We start from the raw sequence: 26,721 nt of genomic DNA, 5'->3' as shown, positions 1-26,721 counted from the left end.
ACTCGTCAAAAAATTGACAAACCCCAGATTTTCAAACTAACTTTTCACTCTTTATTTGAACTATATCTAGATACCACGTTTCTTTTATTTAAAACAAAAATAAGCGAATGATTCAATAAACTATCGAACCGTTCGCTTATGTAGTAAATATATATTTAACTAAAATCAACTTTAGCTTTTACTTCACTTATAAAGTACAAGCTTCCAGTAATGATTAAACCGTCACCTTCATATGATTCAATAAACTTCACATAATCATCAACGAGTACTTTTTGATCAAATCGAACTTCGTCAAAAATCGCTTCTTTTGTTAAAGCTTTCGGAAAATCAAAATCTGTTATATAGAATGTAGAAGCAATAGTTTTAAGTTGATCCACCATAGCATTTAAAGGTTTACCTTTGATTGCCGAAAATAAAATATCAATATTTTCAGTGTGATAATAATTTTTCATCGTACTTATTAGTGCTTCCACACTTTCAACGTTATGTGCACCATCGACAATCATCAAAGGACGTTCTTTCACTTGTTCTATTCGACCAGTCCAACTCACCGATTCAATACCATCAATCATTTTATTGAAATCTAAATCAACGATATCTGACTCATTTAATTCTATAAGTGCGGTAATTGCTAACGCGGCATTTTCTTTTTGATGTTCACCTAACATATTTAATAAAAGCGTTTCAAGTTCATAATCTTTATAGCGATAAGTGAATTCTTCATCTTCGGAGATAACACTAATATCTCTATCCAACTCAATACCTTCAGCATTTTGTTGTTCAACATAATCACGAATAACTTTAAGCGCTTCTTCGTTTTTCACAGCATAAATGATAGGTGTGTTTGGTTTTACTATCGCACCTTTGTCTTTTGCAATATCTACATACGTATCACCCAATATATCAGTATGATCTAAACCTATACTTGTCAATATAGATAAGATTGGTTTAAAAACATTAGTAGAATCATTTTTAATACCTAATCCTGCTTCAACAATTACAAAGTCAACTGGGTGGATTTCACCAAAATATAAAAACATCATCGTTGTAATAATCTCAAATTCGGTTGCAGTTCCAAGGTCAGTTTCCACTTCTAAGGCTTCGCTTACTGGTTTTACTCTTTGAACTAATTTAACAATATCATCATCACTTATTGGCAAGCCATTCAAACTAATACGTTCGTTGAATGTTTCAATAAATGGCGATGTGAAAGTGCCCACATCATATCCATTATCAACAAGTGCTGAACGTAGATACGACACCGTGGACCCTTTACCATTTGTGCCACCAACATGAATACCGTTTATATTAAATTGAGGATTATTTAGTCTATCCAACATCCATTCCATACGTTTTACGCCTGGTTTAATGCCAAATTTAGTTCGTTCATGTATCCAATATAAGCTGTCTAGGTAATTCATCTTAAGGACTCCTATGCTTTTAATTGATTAATTCGTAATTTCACACCATCATATTTTTCTTGATATGTTTGTTTTTTCTCACGTTCTTCATTAATAACTTTTTCAGGTGCTTTATTGACGAAGTTTTCATTTGCTAATTTCTTATTCACGCGGTCGAGCTCTTTTTCCCATTTCAAGAGTTCATTCTCTAAACGCTCAATTTCTTTATCCATATCTATTAGACCTTCTAATGGTAACACAACTTCACCAGCAGTCGTAACAGAGGTCATGGCTTTTTCAGGGATTTCAATATCTATATCAATTGTCAATTCGCTCGGATGACAGAATCTATCAATATAATTCGAGTTGTTTAACAACGTCTCTTTGATATTGTCATCTTTTGCTTTAATAAAGATAGGAATTGCCTTTGAAAGTGGCGTATCTACTTCAAGACGTGATTGTCTAACTGATTTAATAATTTCAACAAGTTGTTGCATCGTTTCTTTACTGTCATCAAATGTGAGTTCGTCGTTCACTTTTGGCCAAGATGCATTTACAATTGTTTCACCTTCATGAGGTAGGTTTTGCCAAATTTGCTCTGTAACAAAAGGCATAAATGGGTGTAACATTCTCATAGTGTTATCAAGAACATACGTAAGTACTGAACGTGTAACTTGTTTTTGCGCTTCATCTTCACCGTTCATAGGTATCTTACTCATTTCGATATACCAATCACAGAATTCATCCCAAATAAAGTTATAAAGGGTACGACCAACCTCACCAAATTCATATTTATCACTTAAATCTGTAACATTTGCAATGGTTTCATTTAATCGAGTTAAAATCCATTTATCCGCAAGAGAAAGGTTGCCTGATAAATCTACATCTTCTACCTTAAAGTCTTCACCAATATTCATAATACTAAATCTCGCAGCATTCCATATTTTATTAATGAAATTCCAAACAGATTCAACTTTTTCAGTAGAATAACGTAAATCATGACCAGGAGATGAACCAGTAGCAAGGAAGTATCTTAAGCTGTCAGCACCGTACTCATCAATGACATCCATAGGATCTACACCATTGCCAAGTGATTTACTCATCTTTCTACCGTCTTCCGCACGGACTAATCCATGCAATAATACATCATTAAAAGGACGTTTCCCAGTAAATTCTAAACCTTGGAATATCATTCTTGCAACCCAGAAGAAGATAATATCATATCCCGTTACTAATGCATTCGTTGGGAAGTAACGTTGGAAGTCTTCTGCTTCTGTATCTGGCCAACCTAATGTCGAAAATGGCCATAATGCACTTGAGAACCAAGTATCTAATACATCTTCATCTTGAGTCCAATTTTCAATATCTTCAGGCGCTGATTCACCTACATAAATTTCGCCTGTTTCTTTATGGTACCAAGCTGGAATTTGGTGGCCCCACCAAAGTTGACGTGATATCGTCCAGTCTCTAATCTCTTCCATCCAACGATTAAACGTTTTTTCAAAACGTGCAGGAACAAAATCAATTCTATCGTCTGTTTTTTGATTATCTAATGCTTGCTCAGCAAGTGGCTTCATTTTAACAAACCATTGTGTTGATAAATATGGTTCTACAACTGCGCCAGAACGCTCTGAATGACCTACTGAATGTTCATGTGCCTCAATTTTAATAACAAGGTCTTCAGCCTCTAGATCTTTCACTAATTGTTCACGACAATCAAATCGATCCATGCCTTGATATTTACCAGCTTTATCATTCATTTTGCCAGATTCATCCATTACAATAATGCGTTCTAACTCATGGCGATTACCTATTTCAAAGTCATTAGGATCATGTGCAGGTGTTACTTTCATTGCACCACTACCAAATTCAATATCAACATATTCATCTGCTAATATTGGTAGTTCTCTACCAATGATAGGTAAAATCACCTTCTTCCCAATAACATCTTTATAACGCTCATCATTAGGATTTACAACAATCGCAGTATCACCTAACATGGTTTCAGGGCGTGTTGTAGCAATTTCAATAAATCCATCACCATCTGCATATGGATATTTAAAATGATAAAACTTACCTTCTACATCTTCATGTATTACTTCAATGTCAGATAAAGCAGTACGTGCGATTGGGTCCCAATTTATAATATATTCACCGCGATATATCAAACCTTTATTGTACATATCAACGAATACTTTTTTCACAGCTTTACTTAAACCTTCATCTAACGTGAAACGCTCTCTACTATAATCTAAGCCTAGACCTAGTTTTGCCCACTGTTCTCTAATAAAAGTAGCGTATTCTTCTTTCCAATCCCAAGCTTGTTCAAGGAACTTTTCTCGCCCTAAATCATGTCTTGATAAACCTTGTTCATTTAACTTAGCTTCTACTTTTGCTTGCGTAGCAATACCTGCATGATCCATGCCTGGTAAATATAAAGTATCATAGCCTTGCATGCGTTTCATTCGCGTTAAAATATCTTGTAATGTCGTATCCCACGCATGCCCTAAATGTAATTTACCAGTTACGTTTGGTGGTGGAATTACAATTGTATATGTCTCTTTTGAACTATCTTCTGTCGCTTTAAAATAACCATTGTTAACCCATTGGTCATAACGTCCGGACTCGACTTCGTTCGGATTATATTTTGGTTTCATTTCCATTCGTTAAAATCCTCCTTAAAAATAAAAATATCCGCCCTATCAATATAGGACGGATATTCCGTGGTACCACCTAAATTCAAGAAATTATAAATATAATTTCAAGCACTTAATTATATGATTAACGCTCAAACACGCTTTAGCCTATACTATAATTATGTAATAGCATTATATTTCAGCTAAAGTTCAATGTGGGCTACCTTCAATAAGTTAAATTATACATTTACACCAACCATGTACTCTCTTCTAAATTTCAGCTTATTTACTCTTCCCAGTAGACAATATTCTTTTACTTAATTATAGTATAATGGATGTTAAAATAAGTCAATGCACTGGAGTGAAATTTATGAATGAATGCGCATTTGGAACAAAAGATCCACTTTACATCCACTATCACGATGAGGAATGGGGACAACCTATTTATGATAGTTTGAAATTATTTAAATTAATTGCACTTGAATCACAACATGCAGGTCTTTCATGGTTAACTATTTTAAAGAAAAAAGACTCATACGAACAAGCTTTTTATAACTTTGATCCAACTAAAATTTCAAAAATGACAGCTGAAGATGTTGATCGGTTAATGACTTTTCCCAATATCGTACATAATCGTAAAAAGATTGAAGCTATCGTTAGCCAAGCACAAGGTTATTTCGATATAGAAAAAGATTATGGTAGCTTTAGTGACTTTTTATGGTCCTTTGTAGATTTTAAGCCTATTGATTGTGCCTACGATACGCCAAGTGATCGCATTACAGTAGATGAACGTGCTGCACAACTTTCAAAGCAACTTAAAAAATATGGTTTTAAATTTTTAGGTCCTGTTACTGTTTTTTCTTTTTTAGAAGCAGCTGGTTTGTATAATGCACATCTTCAAAGTTGTCCGAATAATCCTAAAGTGTATAACGGAAAAGGTTTCAATTAAATACTTTGCGAAAATCTTAATAGACCACCTTACCTATTAAGATTTCCCATTACACTACTTATATAGTAGAAAATACGTTCTATATTTATCATTTATAAATAAAATCACAGCAAACGCATAGTGTTTACTGTGGTTTTATTATATTTCATCGTAATTTTTAAGATTTCTTATTAATAGAATTTTTCGCTACTCTGTATTTTAGGAAATAACTTAGTAAAGGAGCAATTAGAAATAGTATAAAGAATATTCTAAAGATGTGATAACTTGAAATTAATGCTACATCTGCACCAGTTTCAATTGCAACTAATACGATTTGACTCATACCACCTGGCGCAGCACCTAAAAACAATTCATTAACAGAATGGTCGGAAACCATTGCAATAAATAGCACCATTACAAAAGTTAATAAAATTAATAGTATATTTTGAAATGCAATTGCTACAGCAATTCTACCTTTCATTTGGTCTAATAATTTAGCAATTTGTATACCAATACGTATCATATAAATAACTTGTGCTGCCGCAATAATATAATTGTCTAAGGTAAATGTAACGCCAGTTAATAAATTCCAACAGATAAGAACTAATATCGGTGCAAGTAATTGTCTGGTCGGAAAATTAATTTTTCCCATAATGACATATACTAAAAATACTGCGAGTGCTAATAAAAGTATATTTGGAATAGACAATGCTTCGGTGAGTGTATTGACTACACTATCCTTCGCAGAACGATTATCACCACTGCCTTGAAAGAAATACGAAATAAATGGCACAAGAATAACAACAAATATAATTCTTGATGTTTGCGTTAAACTGACGACCATAATATTCGCTTTCTTATTTTCCTCTGCCATTATTAGCATTTGACTTAACGCACCTGGAATCACACTTAAAATTGCAGTTTCAGTATTTACGTTAGCGATTTTTTTAAAGAAAAAGGCTATTATTAACGCAAGTCCTAACAGCATAACTGTGATTAATATAATGGTCAGCCAATCATCTTTGATATCAAATATTACATTTTCAGTAAAAGTTGATCCTATTTGGACGCCTAATAATACCAACCCAATTTGACTTAGCCAAAACGGCCATTCAACTTCCATGTGAAAGCATCTAACACAAATGACACTGGCAATTATTGGTCCAAACATAAATGGTAACAATATATTTGCTGCATTTAAGATTAGACTTAATAAAATAGCTAGCAATAAAACGATGATATTATTTCTTAATTGCTTACTCATGTTCTCACAACTTTCATAGTTATCGTCATACTTAACTGAGCTATCCATATTAAAACCCGATCAACGTATTGGTTGTTCGGGCATAATTTAAACTTTATACAATTCGACTTAGAGCAGTGTCGAACGCTTCTATAGTTTGTTGAATATCTTCTTCGGTGTGCGCGGTTGAAAGAAATGTACCTTCAAACTGTGATGGTGGTAAAAATACGCCCTCATTCGCCATTTCTCTGTACATTTGACTAAACATTTCTAAGTCACTATTGTTTGCTTCTTCAAAGTTTGTAACAGGCCCTTCATTCAAGAAATATCCTATCATAGAACCTGCTCGATTTACAGTGATTGGCACATTATGTTTTGCAAACACTGCTTTTAATCCTGCTTCTAATTGGTCACCTAATTTATTAAAATAATCATATGTTTCTGGTTTAAGTTGCACTAATGTTTCATAACCACTAGTCATAGCTAATGGATTACCTGATAACGTACCAGCTTGATAGATGTCACCAGCTGGGGCAATATGATCCATGATTTCTTTTTTACCACCAAAAGCACCTACTGGTAGACCTCCCCCAATGACTTTACCTAAACAAGTTAAGTCTGGTGTCACATTAAAGTATCCTTGAGCACAATTATAGCCCACTCTAAAGCCTGTCATAACTTCATCAAAAATTAATAATGAGCCATATTCAGTTGTAATATCTCTTAAACCTTGTAAAAAGCCTTCAATCGGTGGAACGACACCCATGTTACCTGCAACCGGTTCTACAATTACGCCTGCAATGTCGTCACCAAATTCTTCAAATGCAACTTTAATTGCCTCTAAATCATTATAAGGGACTGTGATTGTATTCTTAGCGATACCTTCTGGCACGCCTGGAGAATCTGGTAAACCTAAAGTCGCAACGCCGGAACCAGCTTTAATTAGTAAAGAGTCACTATGACCATGATAACAACCAATAAATTTAATGATTTTATTTTTTCCAGTATAACCACGCGCTAAACGCAAAGTATCTAATGTCGCTTCTGTACCAGATGATACCATACGTACCTTCTCAATAGATGGTACTCGATCTATAACAAGTTCTGCTAATTTATTCTCTTGTGTTGTTGAAGCACCAAAACTTGTACCCTTATCTACCGCCTCATGAATCTTATCAATAACTTGTTTGTTTTTATGACCTAAAATTAACGGTCCCCAACTTAGTACATAATCAATATAAGCATTGCCGTCAATATCATATATCCTTGAACCTTCACCATGATCCATAAAAATTGCTGGTGTATCTACAGATTTAAATGCTCTAACTGGACTATTTACACCACCAGGCATTAAATGTTCTGCTGCTTCCATTGCTTTTTCAGAATTACTGTAACGCATTGTATCCATCCTCCTATTGTTCTTCATCTAAATATCGACAAATGTCTTTTGAAAAATAAGTGATAATCATATCTGCACCTGCACGTTTCATAGAAATCATTTGTTCCATAACCACTGCTTTTTCATCTATCCATCCATTAATTGATGCAGCTTTGGTCATACTATATTCGCCACTTACATTATATGCAACGACAGGTACATTTGTTGTATTTCTGACGTCTCTAATAATATCTAAAAAGCTTAATGCAGGTTTAACTATCATCATATCTGCACCTTCATTTAAGTCACTATCTAATTCTCTTAAAGCTTCTCTACGATTTGCTGGATCCATTTGGTATGTTTTACGGTCGCCAAATTGTGGTGCAGATTCAGCAGCATCACGGAATGGCCCGAAGAAACTTGATGAATATTTAATCCCATAACTCATAATAGGTATATTATGATAACCTGCTTGATCTAAGCCTTCACGAATCTCTGCTACAAAGCCATCCATCATATTACTTGGAGCAATGATATCAGCTCCTGCTTCAACTTGAGAGATTGCAGTTTTTACTAGTAATGGTAATGATTTATCATTGTCGACATCTTTCGTTTCTTCATTAATCACTCCACAGTGCCCATGGTCTGTATATTCGCATAGACATGTATCTGCTACAATTAGTAAATCACTATACATTGATTTTGCTTTTCTAGTGGCTTCTTGTATGATACCGTTATGATCATAAGCTCCTGTACCTACAGCATCTTTTTCATTTGGTACACCGAAAAACATAATACCTCTAATGCCTAAATTATAAGCTTCTTTAATTTCATCACCAAGTAAATTTAAACTTATTTGATAAATACCTGGCATTGATTTGATTTCTTCTTTAACATTATCACGCTCAACAACAAAAATAGGATAAATTAAATCTTCTTTTCTTATATGTGTTTCACGTACCATACTTCTCATTGATTTACTACTACGTAATCTTCTATGTCTATCAAATTGCATTTGTTTCCCAACTTTCTATTATTTTGCTAACTAATGATTCTAGCGTTTGAATTTCTGATACCGTGCCTTTAGCATGATATTGATGTAATGTTTCCAATGTTTGTAGACCAATTACAAAATAATGGTCAAAGTTCACTGTCATTTCATGATTAAAATAGTAACGTACAGCTGATGAGCTTGCAAAAGCTACAGCATCTATTTCACCTTTTTTAATCATCATTTTAACATCACTGATATTTTCAGTATGTGGAACTGGTTTATACAAGTCAATTTTCTGAACTATATAATTTTGATTATACAATTCCTCTTGTAACAAAGGCCTAGCCGCATCACTTGAAGGCAACAATAATTTACTACCTTCGTCGGCACAAAACGATTCAAGAAATCCCTCTTGAGAATAGTCTTTTGGGCAAAAAGACACCTTTAATCCCAATGATTTACAGTAGTTTGCAGTTTTCTCACCAATAACTGCTATTTTATCTACATTAACATGTTTTAGATATGGTTGAAAAAACTTCACCGCATTTTTGGACGAAAAAATAAGCCAGTCATAGTTCACATTCAATAAATTTAAATCGAAAGATAATGGCTCTACACGGATAAATGGTCTGTGTAAGATACATGCATCATTTCTTTTAAATTCACTGGTTTGTGTCATAACTATAACTGGTCTCATTATTTTCACCTCGAAGGATTATTGTTCTTCGTTTAGTGCTTTAATTATTTCGTAAGCGCCTTGCGCATTTAATACTTCAGTAACTTTTTCACCGAGTTCAACTGGGTTTGTACCACGCTCTGTGTGTTCATAACGTTCTTTGCCATCAGGTGACATAATTAATCCGGTGAACTCAATTGTACCATCACTTTCTTTAGTTGCATAGCCACCGATAGGCACTTGGCAACTACCGTTCATACGCGTTAAAAATGTTCTTTCAGCAGTCACACATGAAGCAACATCATTGTTGTGTACTTTGCTTAACAAATCTAGCAACTCTTTGTCATCTGAACGACACTCAATACCTAACGCACCTTGTCCGATTGCAGGGATTAATGTTTCTTTATCTAAGTAAGTCGTAACGATATCATCAGACCATCCCATACGTTTAAGACCAGCAGCAGCAAGAATAATAGCATCATAATCTTCAGTTTCCAATTTACTTAATCGCGTATCAATGTTACCTCGAATCCATTTAATTTGTAGATTCGGGTATTTTGCCAGAATTTGTGCGCCACGGCGTAATGAACTAGTACCAACAATACTATTGGCTGGAAGTTCATCCAATTGAATGTGATTTTTGGCTATATAGGCGTCATATGGATTTTCACGATCTGGTATACAACCTAATGTTAAACCTTCAGGTATAACACTTGGTACATCTTTTAAAGAATGAATCGCCATATCTATTGAATGGTCGAATAATTCGTTTTGTATTTCTTTAACGAATAATCCTTTGCCACCAACTTTTGATAGCTGTTTATCTATTATTCGATCACCTTTTGTTACTATTTCTTTAATCTCAATATCTAAATCAGGCTCTATTGCTTTTAATTTATCTATAAACTGTTGGCTTTGTGTCAAAGCTAATTTACTTCTTCTTGAACCAACGATTAACTTACGCATCATGCGCAACCTCCTAAAAATAAAACGATTTATCATTTAAATTTTATAATTATATCCCTGTCCATTGATGAAAATCAGAAACATGTGAAGCAAAAAATAAATTTATCATGCTCAGACAAAATAAGATGATATTAAAATAAATTAATTTATGTTTAGTCAACGTATGTTTCACTCTAAAAATGATATAAATGCCATATAGCAAAGTGATAATTATCGACATAACTACTTTAGGATCAATCAAAATATTCAATCCTAAAGCATTGAATCCCCACTGAGCACCTAAGATAATACTTAAAATGATAAATAAAAAACCAATTAAACTACTATAGAATACAATTTGCTCAAGCGTGGCAACGCTTGCTATTCTAAAATATTTTTGATCAAACCGCTTTTGTTTTAAATTTTTATACTGAATTAAGTATAAAATGCTATTTACAAAGGCAAAAGCAAATAGTGCGTAACTAATAATAGCAAATGTGACATGTACAATAAGCAATTCGTTGATCAGATTTAATTTTTCACCTGTACCATGGTAATGCATTGGTTGAAAGGTACTCATCGCAATAAAGACAAAACCTATTAAGTTGAATAAAAAAATCGAAAAATCTATTTGCTTAATGACACTAATCACAATAGAAATAGAAATAATTAACCATGCTAATGCGAAAAACACATCAAAAATATTACCTAAGGGTACTTGTTTCGTAGCATTAATATAAAATGATAAAGAGATTGTTTGTAACACCCAAACAATCCCTAATGTAACAAATCCAATTCTTCTTACTTTATAAAACTTTTTGATAAAATCAAAAAAGTAACAAGCGATACAAAAAAAATAAAATAATAATATAAGTTCATTTAACCTTATGAACATAATTTCTTGCATATCATCACCATTTGAATATGCTTATTCAAAACTCAATATTTGGCTGTTTACCACCTTATTAGTAGTTTCCTTTTTAGGTTCATATGCATTTTCAGCCTCAATGTCAAAAATGTTTTGAAATAGCTCTAATTTTTCGGTACTTTTCTTATCACTACTTAATTCCTTAGCTTGTTTTATAGGATCTTTCAACATTTGATTGATAATACTTTTCGTGTGTTTTGAGATTATTTTTCGTTCTCTTTCTGATAATCCAGGTAATTTACGATCTAAACTATCCATAGTATCTTCTTGAATGTTCATTGCTTTTTCTCTTAATGCGCGAATAACTGGTACAACACCTAGCATATTCACCCACTCATTATGCGCTGCAATTTCATTTGGAATACTTTGCATAATTTGATTAGCTGCATTTTGACGTTCTCTCAAATTGGCATCTACCAACCCTTTTAAGTCATCAACGTCATAATTAAACACATCTTCTATTGCATCGATTGTAGGTTCAATATCTCTAGGAACCGCAATATCAATTAATACTAAAGAATCATTTTTACGTTCAGACGCGCATGATTGCAACATTTTATTCGTTACAATATATTCATCAGAACTTGTTGAACTGATTACTATGTCCACGTTTGCTAAAAGTTGTGGTAAAGATGTCATTGCTTCAAATTTCACGTTATGTTTCATTGCAAGATTTTGAGCTTTGCTCAATGTTCTATTTACAATCGTGATATCTGTTACACCTGAACCGATTAAATTAAGAAGTGATAGTTCACTCATATCCCCTGCACCAATGATTAAAGCTTGCTTGTTATTAATTTTGCCAAATACTTTTTTACTTAGTTCAACTGCAGCATATGAAACACTTACTGCATTATCAGCAATATCTGTTTCATTATGTGCTTTTTTCGCAAAAGTAATTGCTTGTTTAAATAAATGATTAAAGATTGTACCTGTTGTATCTTCTTCTTGAGCAATAAAAAATGCATTTCTTATTTGTCCAAGAATTTGTGTTTCTCCAAGAACTACAGAATCTAATCCTGAAGTAACTTGCAGTAAATGTTTTACTGCATCGTCCCCCACTTTTACTTCAGTCATTTGTTTAATTTCTTCAACCTCAAAACCAAATGATCTCGCTAAAAATCTTTGAATATAATAGCGACCCGTATGAATTTGATCTGTTACAGCATATACTTCTGTACGATTACAAGTTGATAATATGACGTTTTCTAATATAGATTTCGTTTCATATAAACCAACATTGGCTGAACGTATGGCATCATCCTTAAAAGCAACTTTTTCTCTAAGTGCTACATCTGCTGTGCGATGATTTATGCTAACCGCAATTAAATGCATTTATAACGCCCTCCATACATATTACAATAAGTAAATTATAACACAATTATAGCTTGAGTTAAGTAACTTGCACCAGTAAATTAGAAGAATTATAATTTACATTCATATTGTTGTCATAATTAAATTCAAATACAACGCATCCTTAATAGTTTTAATAACTTTTTAATAGTTACTAAAGATATTTAGCGATAATATTCCAAATCTGTTGTTGATTATTATTTTTGATTGAAGAATAGCTTATAATTTCATCTTCAGGTTCCATTTCTAATTTTTGCTGTATGTTAGCTAAATGTTTTTGTACTTTACCTTTAGCAATCTTATCTTCTTTTGTAGCTACTACAAAGGTTGGAATTTCATAATATTTTAAATAGTTATACATTAAAATATCGTCTTCAGTCGGATTATGTCTTAAATCTACAAGTTGTATAACTAGTTTTAATTCTTCTCTTTGTGAGATATATTTTTCTATCATTATTCCAAAAGCTTCACGTTGCTTTTTACTTACTTTTGCATACCCATAACCAGGCACGTCTACAAATACAAGTTGATTGTCTATATTATAAAAATTCAGTGTTTGGGTTTTACCTGGTTGTTGCGATGTACGCGCCATATTTTTTCTGCCAATCATACTGTTGATAAATGTTGATTTCCCCACATTAGATCTACCACTTAAGCCAACTTCACTTAAGCCAGTTTCTGGGTATTGTTCTGGCTTCACAGCACTAATCAATAATTCTATTTCATTAGGATTAATTTTCATTATCGACCCTCTTTTCTTCTAAATTCACTTGTTAATTATATTACACAAAGTCTAATATGAATATGTATTTTTTAAATATCGTATTATTTTCATAAAAAATGAGGCCGGACATCATAAACGTGTCGGCCTCAAATATGATATTGACAATAATAAACGCATTTGAAATGGTATTTAAACTCAAATCAAAGTTTGTCTCTTATGCCAAGTTTGCATTATAAAAATGAATACTTTTAAAAGTATTCACTATAAATGTTTTCTTATTTATAGATGAATTATGCAGAAGTTTGTTCCTTGTTTACAAGGTTCCCCTCTTTATCGTATAGTTCAGGATCTTTTTCTTCAGTTATTGTTTGATCAGTAATGACAACTTTTACAACACCATCTGTGGATGGTACATCATACATAATGTCAATTAAAGCTTCTTCAATAATAGAACGTAATCCACGTGCACCTGTTTTACGTTCTATTGCTTTGTTACTAATTGCAGATAACGCTTCGTCTGTAAACACTAACTCAACATCATCTAATTCAAGCATTTTAGTATATTGTTTTACCAACGCATTTTTAGGCTGCGTTAAGATGTTTTTCAATGCATCAACGTCTAACGTTTCAAGATTAGCTACGATTGGCACACGACCAATAAATTCAGGAATTAAACCATATGATTGTAAATCTTCTGGTCTAATTTGTTCAAGAATAGCATCTTCATCGTATTTAGAAGCTTCACTACTTGAGAAACCAATAACTTTTTCACCTAATCTACGCTTGATAACTTCGTCTATTCCGTCAAACGCACCACCAAGTACAAACAAGATATTTGTTGTATCGATTTGTATTAACTCTTGGTTTGGATGTTTACGTCCACCTTGTGGCGGAACGCTTGCAGTTGTACCTTCTAAAATTTTAAGTAAGGCTTGTTGTACACCTTCACCAGAAACATCACGGGTAATTGATGTGTTTTCTGATTTTCTTGCAATTTTATCAATTTCATCGACGTAAATAATACCTTTTTCAGCTTTGTCTACATCAAAATCTGCTGCTTGTATTAAACGGAGTAAAATGTTTTCAACATCATCACCAACGTAACCAGCTTCAGTTAAACTAGTAGCATCTGCAATCGCAAATGGAACATTTAATGTTTTAGCTAATGTTTGTGCTAAAAGTGTTTTACCACTACCAGTTGGACCAATTAAAGCTACGTTACTTTTTTGTAGTTCAACTTCATCCTCATTTGGACCTAACTGTTGAACACGCTTATAATGATTATAAACTGCAACAGCTAATGATTTCTTAGCTTTCTCTTGTCCAATTACATAATCATTTAATTTGTCCATAATTTCTTTAGGTGTTGGTAATTCAGTTAAACCTTCAGGTTCTGCTTGAGCTAATTCTTCTTCAACAATTTCTGAACATAGCTCAATACATTCATTACAAATATACACGCCACTTCCTGCAACTAATTTTTTTACTTGGTCTTGATCTTTGCCACAGAAAGAGCATTTTAAATTTTCTTCATCTTCATTGAATTTGAACATTCTATTTACACCCCTATTCCCTAAAGACTATACTAGATAGTATTTTAATATGCAACTTGCACCTTTCACAAGTTATTTGCACAAAATAGTGTAGCAGATACATCTTTGAATGCATCTGCTACTAGTTTACTATATTAAACAACTAACATATAATTCACAAAATAATTTGCTCACTCTATATTTAGTTACGCTTCTGAGTCATCTTTAGATGGTTCTACTAATTTAGCTTCATCAACTAATAAGTCAATCACTTTTTGGATACGTACATCGTTTTTAACAATGTCAGTATTACCAAGTGTTTGTTTAATATCTTCAACAGAGATATTAAATTGTCCACTCATTTTTTCTAATTCTTTGTCGATGTCATCATCAGATACTTCAACTTCTTCAGCATCTGCGATAGCAGTCAATGTTAAGTTTGTTTTAACACGTTCTTCTGCATCATCTTTCATTTGCTCTCTTAATTGTGACTCATCTTGGCCAGAAATTTGGAAATAAGTTTCTAAATTAAGACCTTGTTGTTGCATACGTTGACCAAATTCTTGAACCATACGGTCTAACTCAGTGTTAATCATTGCTTCTGGAACATCAATTGTAGCATTGTTTGCTGCTTTGTTAATTGCTTCTTCTTTTTGATTGTTTTCAGCGTCAGTTTCTTTTTGTTCAGTTAGACGTTTGCGTAAGTTTTCTTTAAATTCGTCAACAGTGTTCGCTTCTGCGTCTAATTCGTTAGCAATTTCGTCTGTTAATTCTGGAACATCTTTGAATTTAATTTCATTTACTTTAGTTTTGAAAGTAGCTTCTTTGCCAGCTAATTCTTCAGCGTGATACTCTTCTGGGAAAGTAACGTTAACGTCTTTCTCTTCACCAGTTTTAACGCCTACTAATTGTTCTTCAAATCCTGGGATAAATGAACCTGATCCAATTTCAAGATCATAGCCTTCAGCTTGTCCACCTTCAAATTGTTCGCCATCAACATAGCCGTCGAAATCGATATTAACAGTGTCGCCGTTTTCAATAGCGCCGTCTTCTTTAACTACCATTTCAGCTAAATGTCCTAATTGATGATCGATTGATTCTTGTAATTCTTCATCAGTTAGTTCAACGTTTTGTTTTTCAATTTCTAAACCTTTGTAATCACCTAATTGTACTTCTGGTTCTACAACAACATTTGCTTCAAATGTCATTTCGCTACCTTTTTCAATAGATGTTACATTAATTTCTGGTTGATCAACTGGTTTTATGCCAGTTTCATCTATAGCTTCACCATAAGCTTCTGGTAATAAGATATCAACTGCATCTTGATATAATGCTTCTACACCAAAGCGTTGTTCAAAGATTGGACGAGGTACTTTCCCTTTACGGAAGCCCGGTACGTTTATTTGTTTAACCACTTTTTTGAAAGCTTGATCAATTGCTTTGTCTACTTTTTCTGCTGGAACTGTAACGGTTAAAACACCTTCGTTACCTTCCTTTTTTTCCCAAGTTGCTGTCATGTATAAAAACCTCCATGATTATCCTATTTTATTTTTTCAACTTCACTATTATAGCACACGTCTATGCTCTACACAAACACTCTGTTTATAACACGTGATTTAAAATGTAAACTTGAAAATTTTCATTATAGCTACTTTCTTCCATTACCCGAAAATCAAATGATTAATTATTCTACACTATCAATGTTAGTTATGAATTTCACTACTTCATTTGACATATCTAAACTTTCTAAGCCTAGCATAGATTTAAAATAATTTACGTATGCTTCAATCCATACTGATTCTAATGCTATGCGTTCTAATTCTAATGGATAAAATAAAATCGCATGATTATTCATTAAGCGAAGCGCCTCTTCCATCATTTGTGGCGCACTATCTTCTATTTGATCAATTACTTTTGGTATTAAATTTGTTTTAAACACTGTATGTTCTAGTCCAGATAATTTGGCTGGAACAACTTCTATATTAAATCCAAATTTTTGAATTTGAATGATCTGATTGTAACCACCAAAACGTAAATATTCAAGCATTATACTTACCACATTGGGTGGCAAGCTCATTTCATTGATAATGTTGACCATCGTTTCCTGATATCTAAATTGGCTATGATCAATTAACGTTAATATAGTATTGATTTGTTCTCTAAGAGAGATCGCGTCGAAATTTTGCAACATATGTGTAGCATGTTCGTTATGTTTGTCGATTTGGCTTAATGCATATTCTTTAATTGGAAACAATTCCATACGTGTTCTATGATCATGAACTTCATCAATAATTTGATTAATAACTTCCACTACTTCAAAATACTGTCCTAGACCATTCAAACTTTTAATATAATACATCATCAAATCATCATACTTAGTCGTGCCTTGTTTTAATAAAATAATAGCTTCTTCACGTAGTTCGAGAAAATGTCCCATTTTATATAACATTGAACATTTTAGCAAAGACATTTGTTCATCTAATTCAAATTGTTCTTCAAAGTCTTCAAATAAGTTATAAGTATGCTCAAAATCGTTATCATTAAATGATTGCTTAATTTCTCTCACTAATTTATCTTTTGAACGTGGAAAAGGAATGATATCAGACATCTTCAGACACCCCTATTTTATAGCTTGTAATATTAAAGCGCTCCATGTTTCAAACTCATCATAATCTTCAATTTTACTTTGGTCTACCCACTTTATACGAAGTGTGTCAGTTTCCATAGCTTCTACGTCATTACTGTTTACATGAATTTTGAACACAACGCCCATATGAACCTCACCGACTTCATTCGTATCATCATTGATAAAACCTATGTAAGCTAAATTCTGAGACTTACTTTCTGATAAGCCTACTTCTTCTTCTAGTTCTCTTTGCGCATTAACTCTTAATATTTCATTAATTGACTCAGCACCTTTAACATCATTCATATGGCCACCTACACCAATAGATGATTGGCCGTGCAAACGGGATTCTCCTCCACCAGATAATCGTTCGTATACTAATAACTCATCGTTTTCATTTTCCAATATACAATAAGAAATTAACTGCTTATATGCTGGGTCTTCTTCCATATCTCCACGACGTTTAACTTCAAATTTAGAAAGTGTGTCAAAAATTTCTTGCCCTTTAACAGTATTTTTATCTAAGAAACCATTGAATTTATTCTTTTCATCATTAAATAAAATTTTTCTCGGAACTACTGTAATCATTTCATCGAATTTAGACATTAGTTTCTCCTCCATTTATGACTTCTAAGCTATTTTATCAAATGATGGTTATTTATCAAAATGATAATTCGTATCTTAAAATACAATCAAATCAATTCATCGGCGCTTATGTCACATATATATTTAAAACTGCGTAATAAAAAAATAAGGAGTGCGACAGAAATCTATTTTTTATAATAGTATTTCTGTCGCACTCCCTCTATAATTAGATACTATTTTAAAGCATCTTTAGCTTTAGTTACTAACTCAGCGAAAGCTTTTTCGTCTGAAATAGCAATTTCTGAAAGCATTTTACGGTTAATGTCGATTTCAGCTTTTTTCAAACCGTTCATAAGTCTTGAATAACTCATGTCATGTTGACGAGCTGCTGCGTTGATACGTGTAATCCATAATTTACGGAAATCACGCTTTCTTTGACGACGGTCACGGAATGCATATTGACCTGATTTCATAACTTGTTGTTTTGCAACTTTATATAATGTACGTTTTGAACCGAAGTAACCTTTAGCTAATTTAATCGTCTTTTTACGACGCGCTCTTGTTACTGTTCCACCTTTAACTCGTGGCATAATAAATTCCTCCTCTAAATATGTTCAATCTTTCAAATTGATACGTTATGACATTTTAATCATTATTTTTTGTATGCTAATAATTGTTTTACGCGTTTCATATCTGATTTAGATACTAATGAAGCTTTACGTAATTTACGTTTTTGTTTAGTTGTTTTGTTTGCAAACATATGAGATGTGAAAGCTCTAGAACGTTTTAATTTACCTGAACCAGTTCTTTTAACACGTTTAGCTGCTCCACGGTGTGTTTTCATTTTAGGCATGATTCATTTCCTCCTGTAATATCTTCTTATTATTTTTCATTGATTGGACTTAATGTAATAAACATTTGACGTCCATCCATTTTTGGTCTTTGTTCAACTGTAGCGATATCTTTACATTCATCTGCAAATTTCTCTAAAACACGTTGACCAATTTCTTTATGCGTAATCGCACGACCTCTGAAACGAATTGAAACTTTACATTTGTCGCCTTTTTCTAAGAATTTACGTCCATTCTTCAACTTAGTTTGGAAGTCATGTTCCTCAATAGTTGGGCTTAAACGTATTTCTTTAAGGTTAATTGTTTTTTGTTTTTTCTTCATTTCTTTTTCTTTTTTCTGTTGTTCAAATTTATATTTACCATAATCCATAATTCTAGCAACAGGTGGTTTAGCATTCGGAGCCATGATGACTACGTCTAAACCTACTCTATCTGCCATTTCTAGAGCTTCTGTCTTAGTTTTTACACCAATTTGTTCTCCGTCTTGACCGATTAAGCGTAATTCTTTTGCACGAATCTTTTCGTTAACTTGAGTCTGATCTTTTGCTATGGTTGACACCTCCAAGATTTTTACGAAATTATCCCAAGCAAAAAGAGCGAGTATATAATATACCCGCTCTCCTCTACGCATGACTACATCATGCATATATAAGACCTGCCAACAGCTTTTGCGTCGCAACAGGTGAGAAGCGGGAGCTTCTACTTGGTTCGTTTCGTATTCAACGTTACCTAGCATAACAACAATAATGACATTAGTCAACTGTTTTTTTACTATTTATTAATTTCATCCATATCAACATCTTGACGTAAATCTACTTGTTCTAACGGAATGATTTTCGTTCTGTATCTCAATTTATGATAAATGAAAAATGCTAAAAATACAGGTATACCCATATAAGTTATAACGAATCTATTTAAATTGAAATCACCCGTTTTTATAAAGTCTACGTCTTGCCCTATTATAACAAGTACACAGAGTACACCTGCAAATATTGGACCGAACGGGAATAACTTAGCTTTGTATTTTAATTTTGATTTATCATAATTTTGTTTATCAAATGCTTTTCTAAATCTATAATGGCTGACTGCAATACCAACCCATGCGATAAATCCTGTCATACCACTAGCAGCAACAATATATTCATAAGCGTCACCACTTAAATGTTGTAATACAAATATACCTATTACGATAAGCGCTGTGACTAATAATGATACATAAGGCACACCATATTTGTTTGTTTTACCAAATACAGGATATGCTAATTTATCTTTACTCATTGAATACAACATACGCGTTGATGCGTACATACCTGAGTTACCCGCAGATAGAACTGAAGTCAATATTACAGCATTCATAAATGATGCCGCAAATGCTAATCCTGCATTTTGGAATACAAGCGTAAATGGAGATGTTGAAATATCGTCGCCTCCACCCATTAATGCTGCACTGTCATAAGGAATTAACATACCAATAACAAAAATTGCCATAATATAGAAAATCAATATTCTCCAAAACACTTGTTTAATTGCTTTTGGTACAGCGCGTTCTGGATTTTCTGATTCACCTGCAGTTATACCAATCAATTCAGTTCCTTGGAAGGAGAATCCAGCAACTAAGAATACACCTAAGATAGTTAATAGGCTACCTCCTAGTCCATCACCTAGTATTGGTCCGCCACCTTTAGTAAAGGTATCAAAACCAACAAATTCTCCACCCATAATACCTAAGATGGTTAGTAAACCAATTCCTATGAATATGATAACGGTAACTACTTTAATTAATGCAAACCAGTATTCACTTTCACCATATACGCGAACAGATAATGCATTAAGCCCAAAAATAATTAATAAAAATAGACAACTCCAAGCCCAAGCTGGCATCCCGGTTAAAGGTGTCCAATATTGTATAACTTGCGCTGCAATTGTAACATCTGCCGCAACCGTGATAACCCAGTTGAACCAATAATTCCAACCTAATGCAAATCCTAGTGAAGGATCAACAAAACGTGTTGCGTAAGTACTAAATGATCCCGACACTGGTAAATATGTCGCCATTTCTCCTAATGACGTCATAAGGAAGAAGACCATTGCCCCAATAATTGCATAGGCTAGTAATGCACCTAAGGCTCCGGCATCGTGAATCGCTCCACCTGAAGTCATAAATAGCCCTGTTCCAATACATCCACCAATCGCAATCATGGAAATATGACGATCTTTTAGTCCTCTTTGAACTCCATTGCTTTGATTTTCTTGTTTTGCCATAGAAGTGTCCTTTCTTTAAACTTAGAGGTTAACTTACTATATGATTAAAGCATTCAATTTTTACTATGAAAAATCTAAACGCAGCGCAAATATTTGCAAAACCGCATTCACAATAATTTTCACTCAATCCCGTAAAAGTATTAATTTTAATCATTCAACCAAAACAAAATGGTTGCATACCTATTAGATATGCAACCATTTTAATAATAGCATTTATATAGGTAGCACATCACATATGTGACAGTCCAGTTTCTTTCGATAACTGTCCCAACTGATATTGTGTCAATGGTCAATACCAGTTTCGGCATTTTTACCTTTCATGAATTCAACATACGTCCCATACGGCTTCTGAATACTTACTCTTTAAAAATGCAACCTCTAACTCAAATTTAATTTTATTTTAACTCACTAACCTGTAATATACATGATTTCTACATTACTTTCAAGACTATCTTTGTTTTTTCAATCTAATCTCATCGACCAAGTTCCAAATAAACTCGTCTTTCTCTATAGTTTCTTGATCTTGCGAGCCATATTTCCTCACATTCACTTCACTATTTTCTACCTCTTTATCGCCTACGACAAGTTGATATGGAATTTTTTGCATTTGTGCTTCTCTAATTTTATAACCCATTTTTTCATTTCTGTCATCAATTTCAACTCGAACACCTTGTGACTTAAGCTCATCTTGAATAAGTCTCGCATAATCATAATGTAAATCAACATTTACAGGGATGATTTCTACTTGTTTAGGTGCTAACCAAGTTGGGAAAGCTCCTTTTGTTTCTTCAGTTAAAAACGCAACAAAACGTTCCATAGTTGAAACAACACCACGATGTATAACAACTGGTCTATGTTGTTCTCCATCATTACCAATATAAGTTAAATCAAATTTTTGTGGTAATAAGAAATCAAGTTGTGCTGTAGATAATGTTTCTTCTTTACCCATTGCAGTTTGTACTTGTACATCTAGTTTCGGACCATAGAATGCCGCTTCACCAATGGCTTCTTCATAATCTAAGCCTAACTCATCAACAGCTTCCTTCAACATGCTCTCTGCTCTATTCCACATTTCATCGTCATCGAAGTATTTCTCTTTGTCCTCTGGATCTCTATAACTTAGTCTGAAGCTATAGTTTTCAAAGTTAAAGTCTTTATATACATCAATAATTAGATTAACAACACGTTTAAATTCTTCTTTAATTTGATCCGGACGAACAAAGATATGCGCATCATTTAGAGTCATACCACGTACACGTTGTAAACCTGACACAGCTCCACTTGCTTCATAACGGTGCATTGTGCCTAATTCAGCAATTCTTATTGGCAATTCACGATATGAATGTGGTTTATTAGCATAAATCATCATATGATGTGGACAATTCATTGGTCTAAGCACCATTTCTTCATGCTCATCAAGTTTCATTGTTGGGAACATATCCTCTTGATAATGATCCCAGTGACCAGATGTTTTATATAAATCAACATTAGCCATAACCGGTGTGTAAACATGGTCATAGCCCATGCTCACTTCTTTGTCTACGATGTAACGTTCAATTTCTCGACGGATTGTTGCACCGTTTGGTAACCAAAGTGGTAAACCAGCGCCTACCAATGGATTGTTTGAGAATAGCTCTAGTTCCTTACCAATTTTACGATGATCACGTTCTTTTCTTTCTTCAAGCATTTGTAAGTGTGCTTTCAAATCCTTTTTATCGAAAAATGCTGTACCATAAATACGTTGTAGCATTTTGTTGTTACTATCACCACGCCAATAAGCTCCAGCTGTCGATAATAGTTTAAATTCTTTAATTTTTGAAGTTGAAGGTACATGTACACCACGACATAAATCTGTAAATTCACCTTGAGTGTATAATGTGACATTTTCATCTTCAGGAATTGCATTTATAAGTTCTAATTTATAAGGGTCTTCTGAGAAAAATGCTTTAGCTTCATTACGAGAAACAACCTTACGCTCTATTGGGTAATTCTCATTAACAATCTGTTTCATTGTCTTTTCAATTTTCTCAAAATCATCCGAAGAAAGACTCTCTTCCATATCAAAGTCATAATAAAAACCACCTTCAATTACGGGACCAACACCAAAGTTTACATTTCCATATAAACGTTTTAATGCTTGTGCCATAAGATGGGCTGTTGAATGTCGTAACACTTCCAAAGCTTCATCTGTACCAGGTGTAACGATTTCAATATCGCCATCTTCTTCAATTGGTCTAGTTAAATCAATTAGTTGACCATTCAACTTTCCAGCTACGGCTTTTTTTCTTAATCCTGGACTTATTGATTGTGCTATATCTTCTGTTGTTGTGCCTTTATCAAACACTTTCGCATTACCATCTGGAAATTTTATATTAATTTGGTCCATTTAACATTCCTCCTATTTATTCAAGCACTTAAATCAAAGCGAAATACAATTTATCAATAATCGCAGAGAAAATAAAAAGACCCCATCCCTATAAAGGGACGAGGTCTTCGTGGTACCACCCTAAATTAAAACTTTTCTGCATAAATACAAAATAGCTTCTCTCTACGTAAGATAACGGTCTTGAGCCGGATGTTCATTACAACATCACTGACGAAGGAGTAATCAATAAATATACTTACCATATCTCAACATCCAATGGCTCTCTGTGAAGTAGTGAAATATCAATCGTATCTTCGTTTCATTTCGTTTGATTTAGATTTAATTATATTATACAACATTTATTTTAGATTTCAATCGTTCCTATAATTTTTTCCTTCTAAATAATAAGGTGTCGCCAAAGTTTTGATACGTTCCATAATTCGGGCTGCCTTTGTCTTCTCAGTACCATCACGCGTTACCGAAAGATGATACTCTAATTCTTCAAAGCTTAAATTAGAACTAAAAAATGTTGGTAATTCCTGTACCATTCTGTAATGTAATAGCGGCCCTATAACTTCATCTCTAGCCCATGGTGTAATTTCTTCAGCACCGATATCATCTAACATTAAAATATTCGCTTCTCGTACTCTGGATAATTTTGTTTCAAAACTTCCATCCTTAAAGCCGCCTTTAAGTGAACGAATAAATTCAGGCAAATAGACAATAGTAGAAGGAATTTTTTCCGTTTTTAACTGATTCGCAATGGCGCCTAAAATAAATGACTTCCCTGTTCCAAATGGGCCATGCAAGTATAATCCTTTAACTTGAGGATCGTGTTTCGTGATTTTATCACAAATTTTGTTTGCTGCCATTGCAACATCTAATCTATCTCTTCTATCCATATATATATCTTCAAGTTTAGCGTCTAAAGTATCACGTTGCATATGGTGCGAAGTAATTAGATGAGAGTTAAACCTTTCTTCATCATACTTTATCTTACACGGGCATGGTAAATAACGAATTTTGATATGGTTACTTTCAATATATAGTTCTGGAACATGGCCTTTTACAAAGTTAGGACAATCCTTATAAGCATGTCCATCATAGTGTTTCACTTGGTCTTTGTATTCTTGCAAAATATTTAAGTCTTCATCTATCATGGCATTTGTCAATTCTGATTGATGCTCATTTAAAAAGCGTTTAACATCAGGATCATTAATCACATCTTTTTTTATTTTTTCTATGCGTTTTGATAAATCATCTGACTCTCCCATGATATTATTAAAAGATTTCATTTATTCGCCCTCCTTCCATCTATTTTTTAATTGATTTAAAAATTGCTCTCTGTCATTTTTTAGCTTCTCATCTTCTTCGTCGTTATGCTGTTGGTTATCTTTTTCTGGTTTCTCATCTCGCTCTTCTAACCATTTCGGTGTCATCTCTCTAGAAGCTAATTGTTTTTGTTTATATCGATTTTTGGTCGGATAAGATTCTTTTTTAGGTTGATTAACTTTCATTGCATATTCATATGCCTGTTCAGCCGTTTTAATACCTTTTTTCTTCCAATTTGATGCTATTTCAAAAATATAAGTTTTAGGTAACTTCATATCTTCCTTCAACATAACAAATTGCAATAGAATATTAATAACACCAAAAGATAAGTTTTCACGTTCAATCAATTCTTCAATCATGAATTTTTGCTGTGTAGTCGGTTCAGATTCTGACCACGATGCTAACATATCAATTGGGCTTGTTTGCTCCAATTGTACCAACCAATTATCAGATTGACTTGACGTTTCTTCAGAAGTGTTTACTTGTGAAGGAACATTATCTTTTTCTGATTTAACTTGTAAATTGGGTAACTGTTGTTCATGTTCCATTAAATAATAAGTACGTGCGTGTTTTCTTAATTCTTCAAAAGATAATTCTTGCGCACTCGTTATCGATTTTAAAATAATACGCTTCATCGATTCAGGCGTCAAACCATATAATGTTGCAATTTGTGTTATTAACGCTTTCGCATCATTCGTAACAATTTTTGAACTAATAAAATGATTCTGCAACAAATCATATAATGTTTCAAAGTCAAAGTGAACGCGTGTAAGGTCTAAACCTTCATACGGCTTATCATCTTGGATGTATGTTGTATCTTGTGCTAATGCTTTATTAGGGATTTTAAAAACATCAGTAAATGTGCGTGTTATATCTTGATAACTGTTTAAGTCGATAGCATTTTTGGTTTCAAAGTGACGTTTTAATTGTTGGTAACGTTGCTTGCTCACCTCACTATATAGATAAACTGATAGCATAGGGTCACTGAAAAACTGTTTCGCAGTAGGAGGTTGATTAAGAACATAAACAAATGAGGAATGCTGCTCGTTATGATTTACATAAGATTTTACCAATCCAATACCTTCCAACAAATCCATTTCTTTTCTGAATTCTAATAGATTAATTTTCAACTCACTCATAATAATATAGTGCGTCAACACCGCATCTACTTCGTGGTCCACAAATTGGTTTAAATAATGATATAGTCCCGTCGCATTAGCGCCTATCATCGGTGTAAACAATCTGTTCAAGATTTCTAAATGATTATTATTTAAATAAAATTCACGCACGATAGTAAAATTATCATGTGGTCTCAATCCATAATCATATGATTGTAACCCCATTTACGAATCACTCCGTTTATTATTTACTAATATACCTTGCATTGATTGCAATAATTGATCTACATCTTTGAATTCTTTATAAACAGAAGCAAATCGTACATAGGACACTTGATCTACGTGCATAAGTAGATTCATCACATGTTCTCCTATTTCTCTAGAAGAAATTTCTGCGTGTCCCTCATCACGCAACTTCCATTCTACGTTATTAGTAATATCTTCTAATTGTTGGTAACGAACCGGTCTCTTTTCACAAGAACGTACTAAACCATTTAATATTTTCTCACGCGAAAATTGCTCCCGGGTTCCATCTTTTTTCACCACGATAAGTGGTCTTTTCTCTATATGTTCAAAGGTTGTGAATCTTGTTTCACAATTTTCACATTCTCTTCTACGACGAATCGCATTAACTTCATCTGCATGTCTAGAGTCTACAACACGAGAATGAGTCGAATTACATTTCGGGCATTTCATCGAATTATCACCCTCTCATTTATGATTATCTTCTATTATACTATAAATATGCATGTCACAAAAGAATCGTATTACACAATTTAGCATATAAGAATTAATGCTGAATTATTTTTAACTAACTCTTATACATTTTTCTGATGACAACTCTT

General features: G+C 33.3%; 23 protein-coding genes, 1 riboswitch and 2 other annotated features. Of the genes, 1 reads left to right on the top strand and 22 read right to left on the bottom strand.

Translation table 11 applies throughout. The features are described 5' to 3' along the window. Positions 1-155: 155 nt before the first annotated feature. Together LG295_RS06420 and LG295_RS06415 are read right to left on the bottom strand one after the other, a co-directional pair. Positions 156-1,421 (bottom strand): folylpolyglutamate synthase/dihydrofolate synthase family protein, encoded by a 1,266-nt coding sequence (locus LG295_RS06420; protein ID WP_107530522.1) that lies wholly within the window; start codon positions 1,419-1,421, stop codon positions 156-158. A gap of 11 nt (positions 1,422-1,432) precedes the next feature. Next, complete coding sequence (locus tag LG295_RS06415) at positions 1,433-4,063, bottom strand: valine--tRNA ligase (protein ID WP_107557922.1); 2,631 nt, start codon at positions 4,061-4,063, stop codon at positions 1,433-1,435. A 42-nt stretch (positions 4,064-4,105) separates the two neighbouring features. Further along, positions 4,106-4,348, bottom strand: a binding site (T-box leader). Positions 4,349-4,406: 58 nt separating this feature from the next. Here LG295_RS06415 and LG295_RS06410 point away from each other — a divergent pair. Next, positions 4,407-4,985 (top strand): DNA-3-methyladenine glycosylase I, encoded by a 579-nt coding sequence (locus LG295_RS06410; RefSeq protein ID WP_107557921.1) that lies wholly within the window; start codon positions 4,407-4,409, stop codon positions 4,983-4,985. Between the two features lie 157 nt (positions 4,986-5,142). Here the strand turns inward: LG295_RS06410 and LG295_RS06405 are convergent, their stop codons facing one another. From LG295_RS06405 to nrdR, 20 genes are all read right to left on the bottom strand, one after another. Continuing rightward, on the bottom strand, positions 5,143-6,228 hold the full coding sequence (locus tag LG295_RS06405; protein ID WP_107530531.1) for an AbrB family transcriptional regulator: 1,086 nt from the start codon (positions 6,226-6,228) through the stop codon (positions 5,143-5,145). Between the two features lie 94 nt (positions 6,229-6,322). Then, positions 6,323-7,606, bottom strand: coding sequence for a glutamate-1-semialdehyde 2,1-aminomutase (gene hemL, locus LG295_RS06400; protein WP_107530525.1), 1,284 nt, complete (start codon positions 7,604-7,606; stop codon positions 6,323-6,325). Between the two features lie 13 nt (positions 7,607-7,619). Then, the gene (gene hemB / locus LG295_RS06395; protein ID WP_107530526.1) at positions 7,620-8,600 is read right to left on the bottom strand and encodes a porphobilinogen synthase; all 981 of its coding nucleotides are present in this window, start codon (positions 8,598-8,600) and stop codon (positions 7,620-7,622) included. Further along, entirely contained in the window at positions 8,590-9,276 is a 687-nt protein-coding gene (locus LG295_RS06390; protein WP_107530527.1) for a uroporphyrinogen-III synthase, read from the bottom strand. The genes hemB and LG295_RS06390 overlap by 11 nt, the downstream gene beginning before the upstream one ends. An 18-nt stretch (positions 9,277-9,294) precedes the next feature. Beyond that, the gene (gene hemC / locus LG295_RS06385) at positions 9,295-10,221 is read right to left on the bottom strand and encodes a hydroxymethylbilane synthase (protein ID WP_107557920.1); all 927 of its coding nucleotides are present in this window, start codon (positions 10,219-10,221) and stop codon (positions 9,295-9,297) included. A gap of 49 nt (positions 10,222-10,270) precedes the next feature. Beyond that, positions 10,271-11,107 (bottom strand): inner membrane protein YpjD, encoded by an 837-nt coding sequence (locus LG295_RS06380; RefSeq protein WP_107530528.1) that lies wholly within the window; start codon positions 11,105-11,107, stop codon positions 10,271-10,273. Between the two features lie 21 nt (positions 11,108-11,128). Then, a complete protein-coding gene (gene hemA / locus LG295_RS06375) occupies positions 11,129-12,463 on the bottom strand; it encodes a glutamyl-tRNA reductase (protein ID WP_107530529.1) in 1,335 nt (444 codons plus the stop codon). Between the two features lie 172 nt (positions 12,464-12,635). Then, on the bottom strand, positions 12,636-13,223 hold the full coding sequence (gene yihA, locus LG295_RS06370) for a ribosome biogenesis GTP-binding protein YihA/YsxC (protein WP_318832804.1): 588 nt from the start codon (positions 13,221-13,223) through the stop codon (positions 12,636-12,638). A 272-nt stretch (positions 13,224-13,495) separates the two neighbouring features. Further along, complete coding sequence (gene clpX, locus LG295_RS06365; RefSeq protein WP_039069378.1) at positions 13,496-14,758, bottom strand: ATP-dependent Clp protease ATP-binding subunit ClpX; 1,263 nt, start codon at positions 14,756-14,758, stop codon at positions 13,496-13,498. A 185-nt stretch (positions 14,759-14,943) separates the two neighbouring features. Further along, a complete protein-coding gene (tig, locus tag LG295_RS06360; RefSeq protein WP_107555185.1) occupies positions 14,944-16,254 on the bottom strand; it encodes a trigger factor in 1,311 nt (436 codons plus the stop codon). Between the two features lie 167 nt (positions 16,255-16,421). Further along, positions 16,422-17,345, bottom strand: a complete 924-nt coding sequence (locus tag LG295_RS06355; protein WP_107531422.1) for a hypothetical protein — start codon at positions 17,343-17,345, stop codon at positions 16,422-16,424. 12 nt (positions 17,346-17,357) lie between these two features. Next, complete coding sequence (locus LG295_RS06350; RefSeq protein ID WP_107557916.1) at positions 17,358-17,969, bottom strand: NUDIX domain-containing protein; 612 nt, start codon at positions 17,967-17,969, stop codon at positions 17,358-17,360. Between the two features lie 212 nt (positions 17,970-18,181). Further along, on the bottom strand, positions 18,182-18,538 hold the full coding sequence (rplT, locus tag LG295_RS06345) for a 50S ribosomal protein L20 (protein WP_017724704.1): 357 nt from the start codon (positions 18,536-18,538) through the stop codon (positions 18,182-18,184). 62 nt (positions 18,539-18,600) lie between these two features. Beyond that, entirely contained in the window at positions 18,601-18,801 is a 201-nt protein-coding gene (gene rpmI, locus LG295_RS06340; RefSeq protein WP_002507378.1) for a 50S ribosomal protein L35, read from the bottom strand. A gap of 29 nt (positions 18,802-18,830) precedes the next feature. Beyond that, positions 18,831-19,358, bottom strand: coding sequence for a translation initiation factor IF-3 (gene infC, locus LG295_RS06335; protein WP_039069398.1), 528 nt, complete (start codon positions 19,356-19,358; stop codon positions 18,831-18,833). Between the two features lie 23 nt (positions 19,359-19,381). Then, positions 19,382-19,510: a sequence feature (ribosomal protein L20 leader region), on the bottom strand. Positions 19,511-19,570: 60 nt separating this feature from the next. After that, positions 19,571-21,061, bottom strand: a complete 1,491-nt coding sequence (locus LG295_RS06330) for an amino acid permease (protein ID WP_107531420.1) — start codon at positions 21,059-21,061, stop codon at positions 19,571-19,573. A 214-nt stretch (positions 21,062-21,275) separates the two neighbouring features. Continuing rightward, a riboswitch (Lysine riboswitch) is annotated at positions 21,276-21,450 on the bottom strand. Between the two features lie 59 nt (positions 21,451-21,509). Then, on the bottom strand, positions 21,510-23,447 hold the full coding sequence (gene thrS / locus LG295_RS06325) for a threonine--tRNA ligase (protein ID WP_039069384.1): 1,938 nt from the start codon (positions 23,445-23,447) through the stop codon (positions 21,510-21,512). A 350-nt stretch (positions 23,448-23,797) separates the two neighbouring features. Continuing rightward, on the bottom strand, positions 23,798-24,721 hold the full coding sequence (gene dnaI / locus LG295_RS06320; protein WP_107531418.1) for a primosomal protein DnaI: 924 nt from the start codon (positions 24,719-24,721) through the stop codon (positions 23,798-23,800). Next, positions 24,722-26,101, bottom strand: a complete 1,380-nt coding sequence (locus LG295_RS06315; protein ID WP_107531417.1) for a replication initiation and membrane attachment family protein — start codon at positions 26,099-26,101, stop codon at positions 24,722-24,724. Continuing rightward, the gene (gene nrdR / locus LG295_RS06310) at positions 26,102-26,572 is read right to left on the bottom strand and encodes a transcriptional regulator NrdR (RefSeq protein WP_017724710.1); all 471 of its coding nucleotides are present in this window, start codon (positions 26,570-26,572) and stop codon (positions 26,102-26,104) included. It abuts the gene before it with no gap. Positions 26,573-26,721: the final 149 nt, after the last annotated feature.

The sequence above is a fragment of the Staphylococcus pseudoxylosus genome (genome assembly GCF_044794325.1).
GTDB classification, from domain to species: Bacteria; Bacillota; Bacilli; order Staphylococcales; family Staphylococcaceae; genus Staphylococcus; species Staphylococcus pseudoxylosus.
This window is presented reverse-complemented; position numbering and strand designations above follow the sequence as displayed.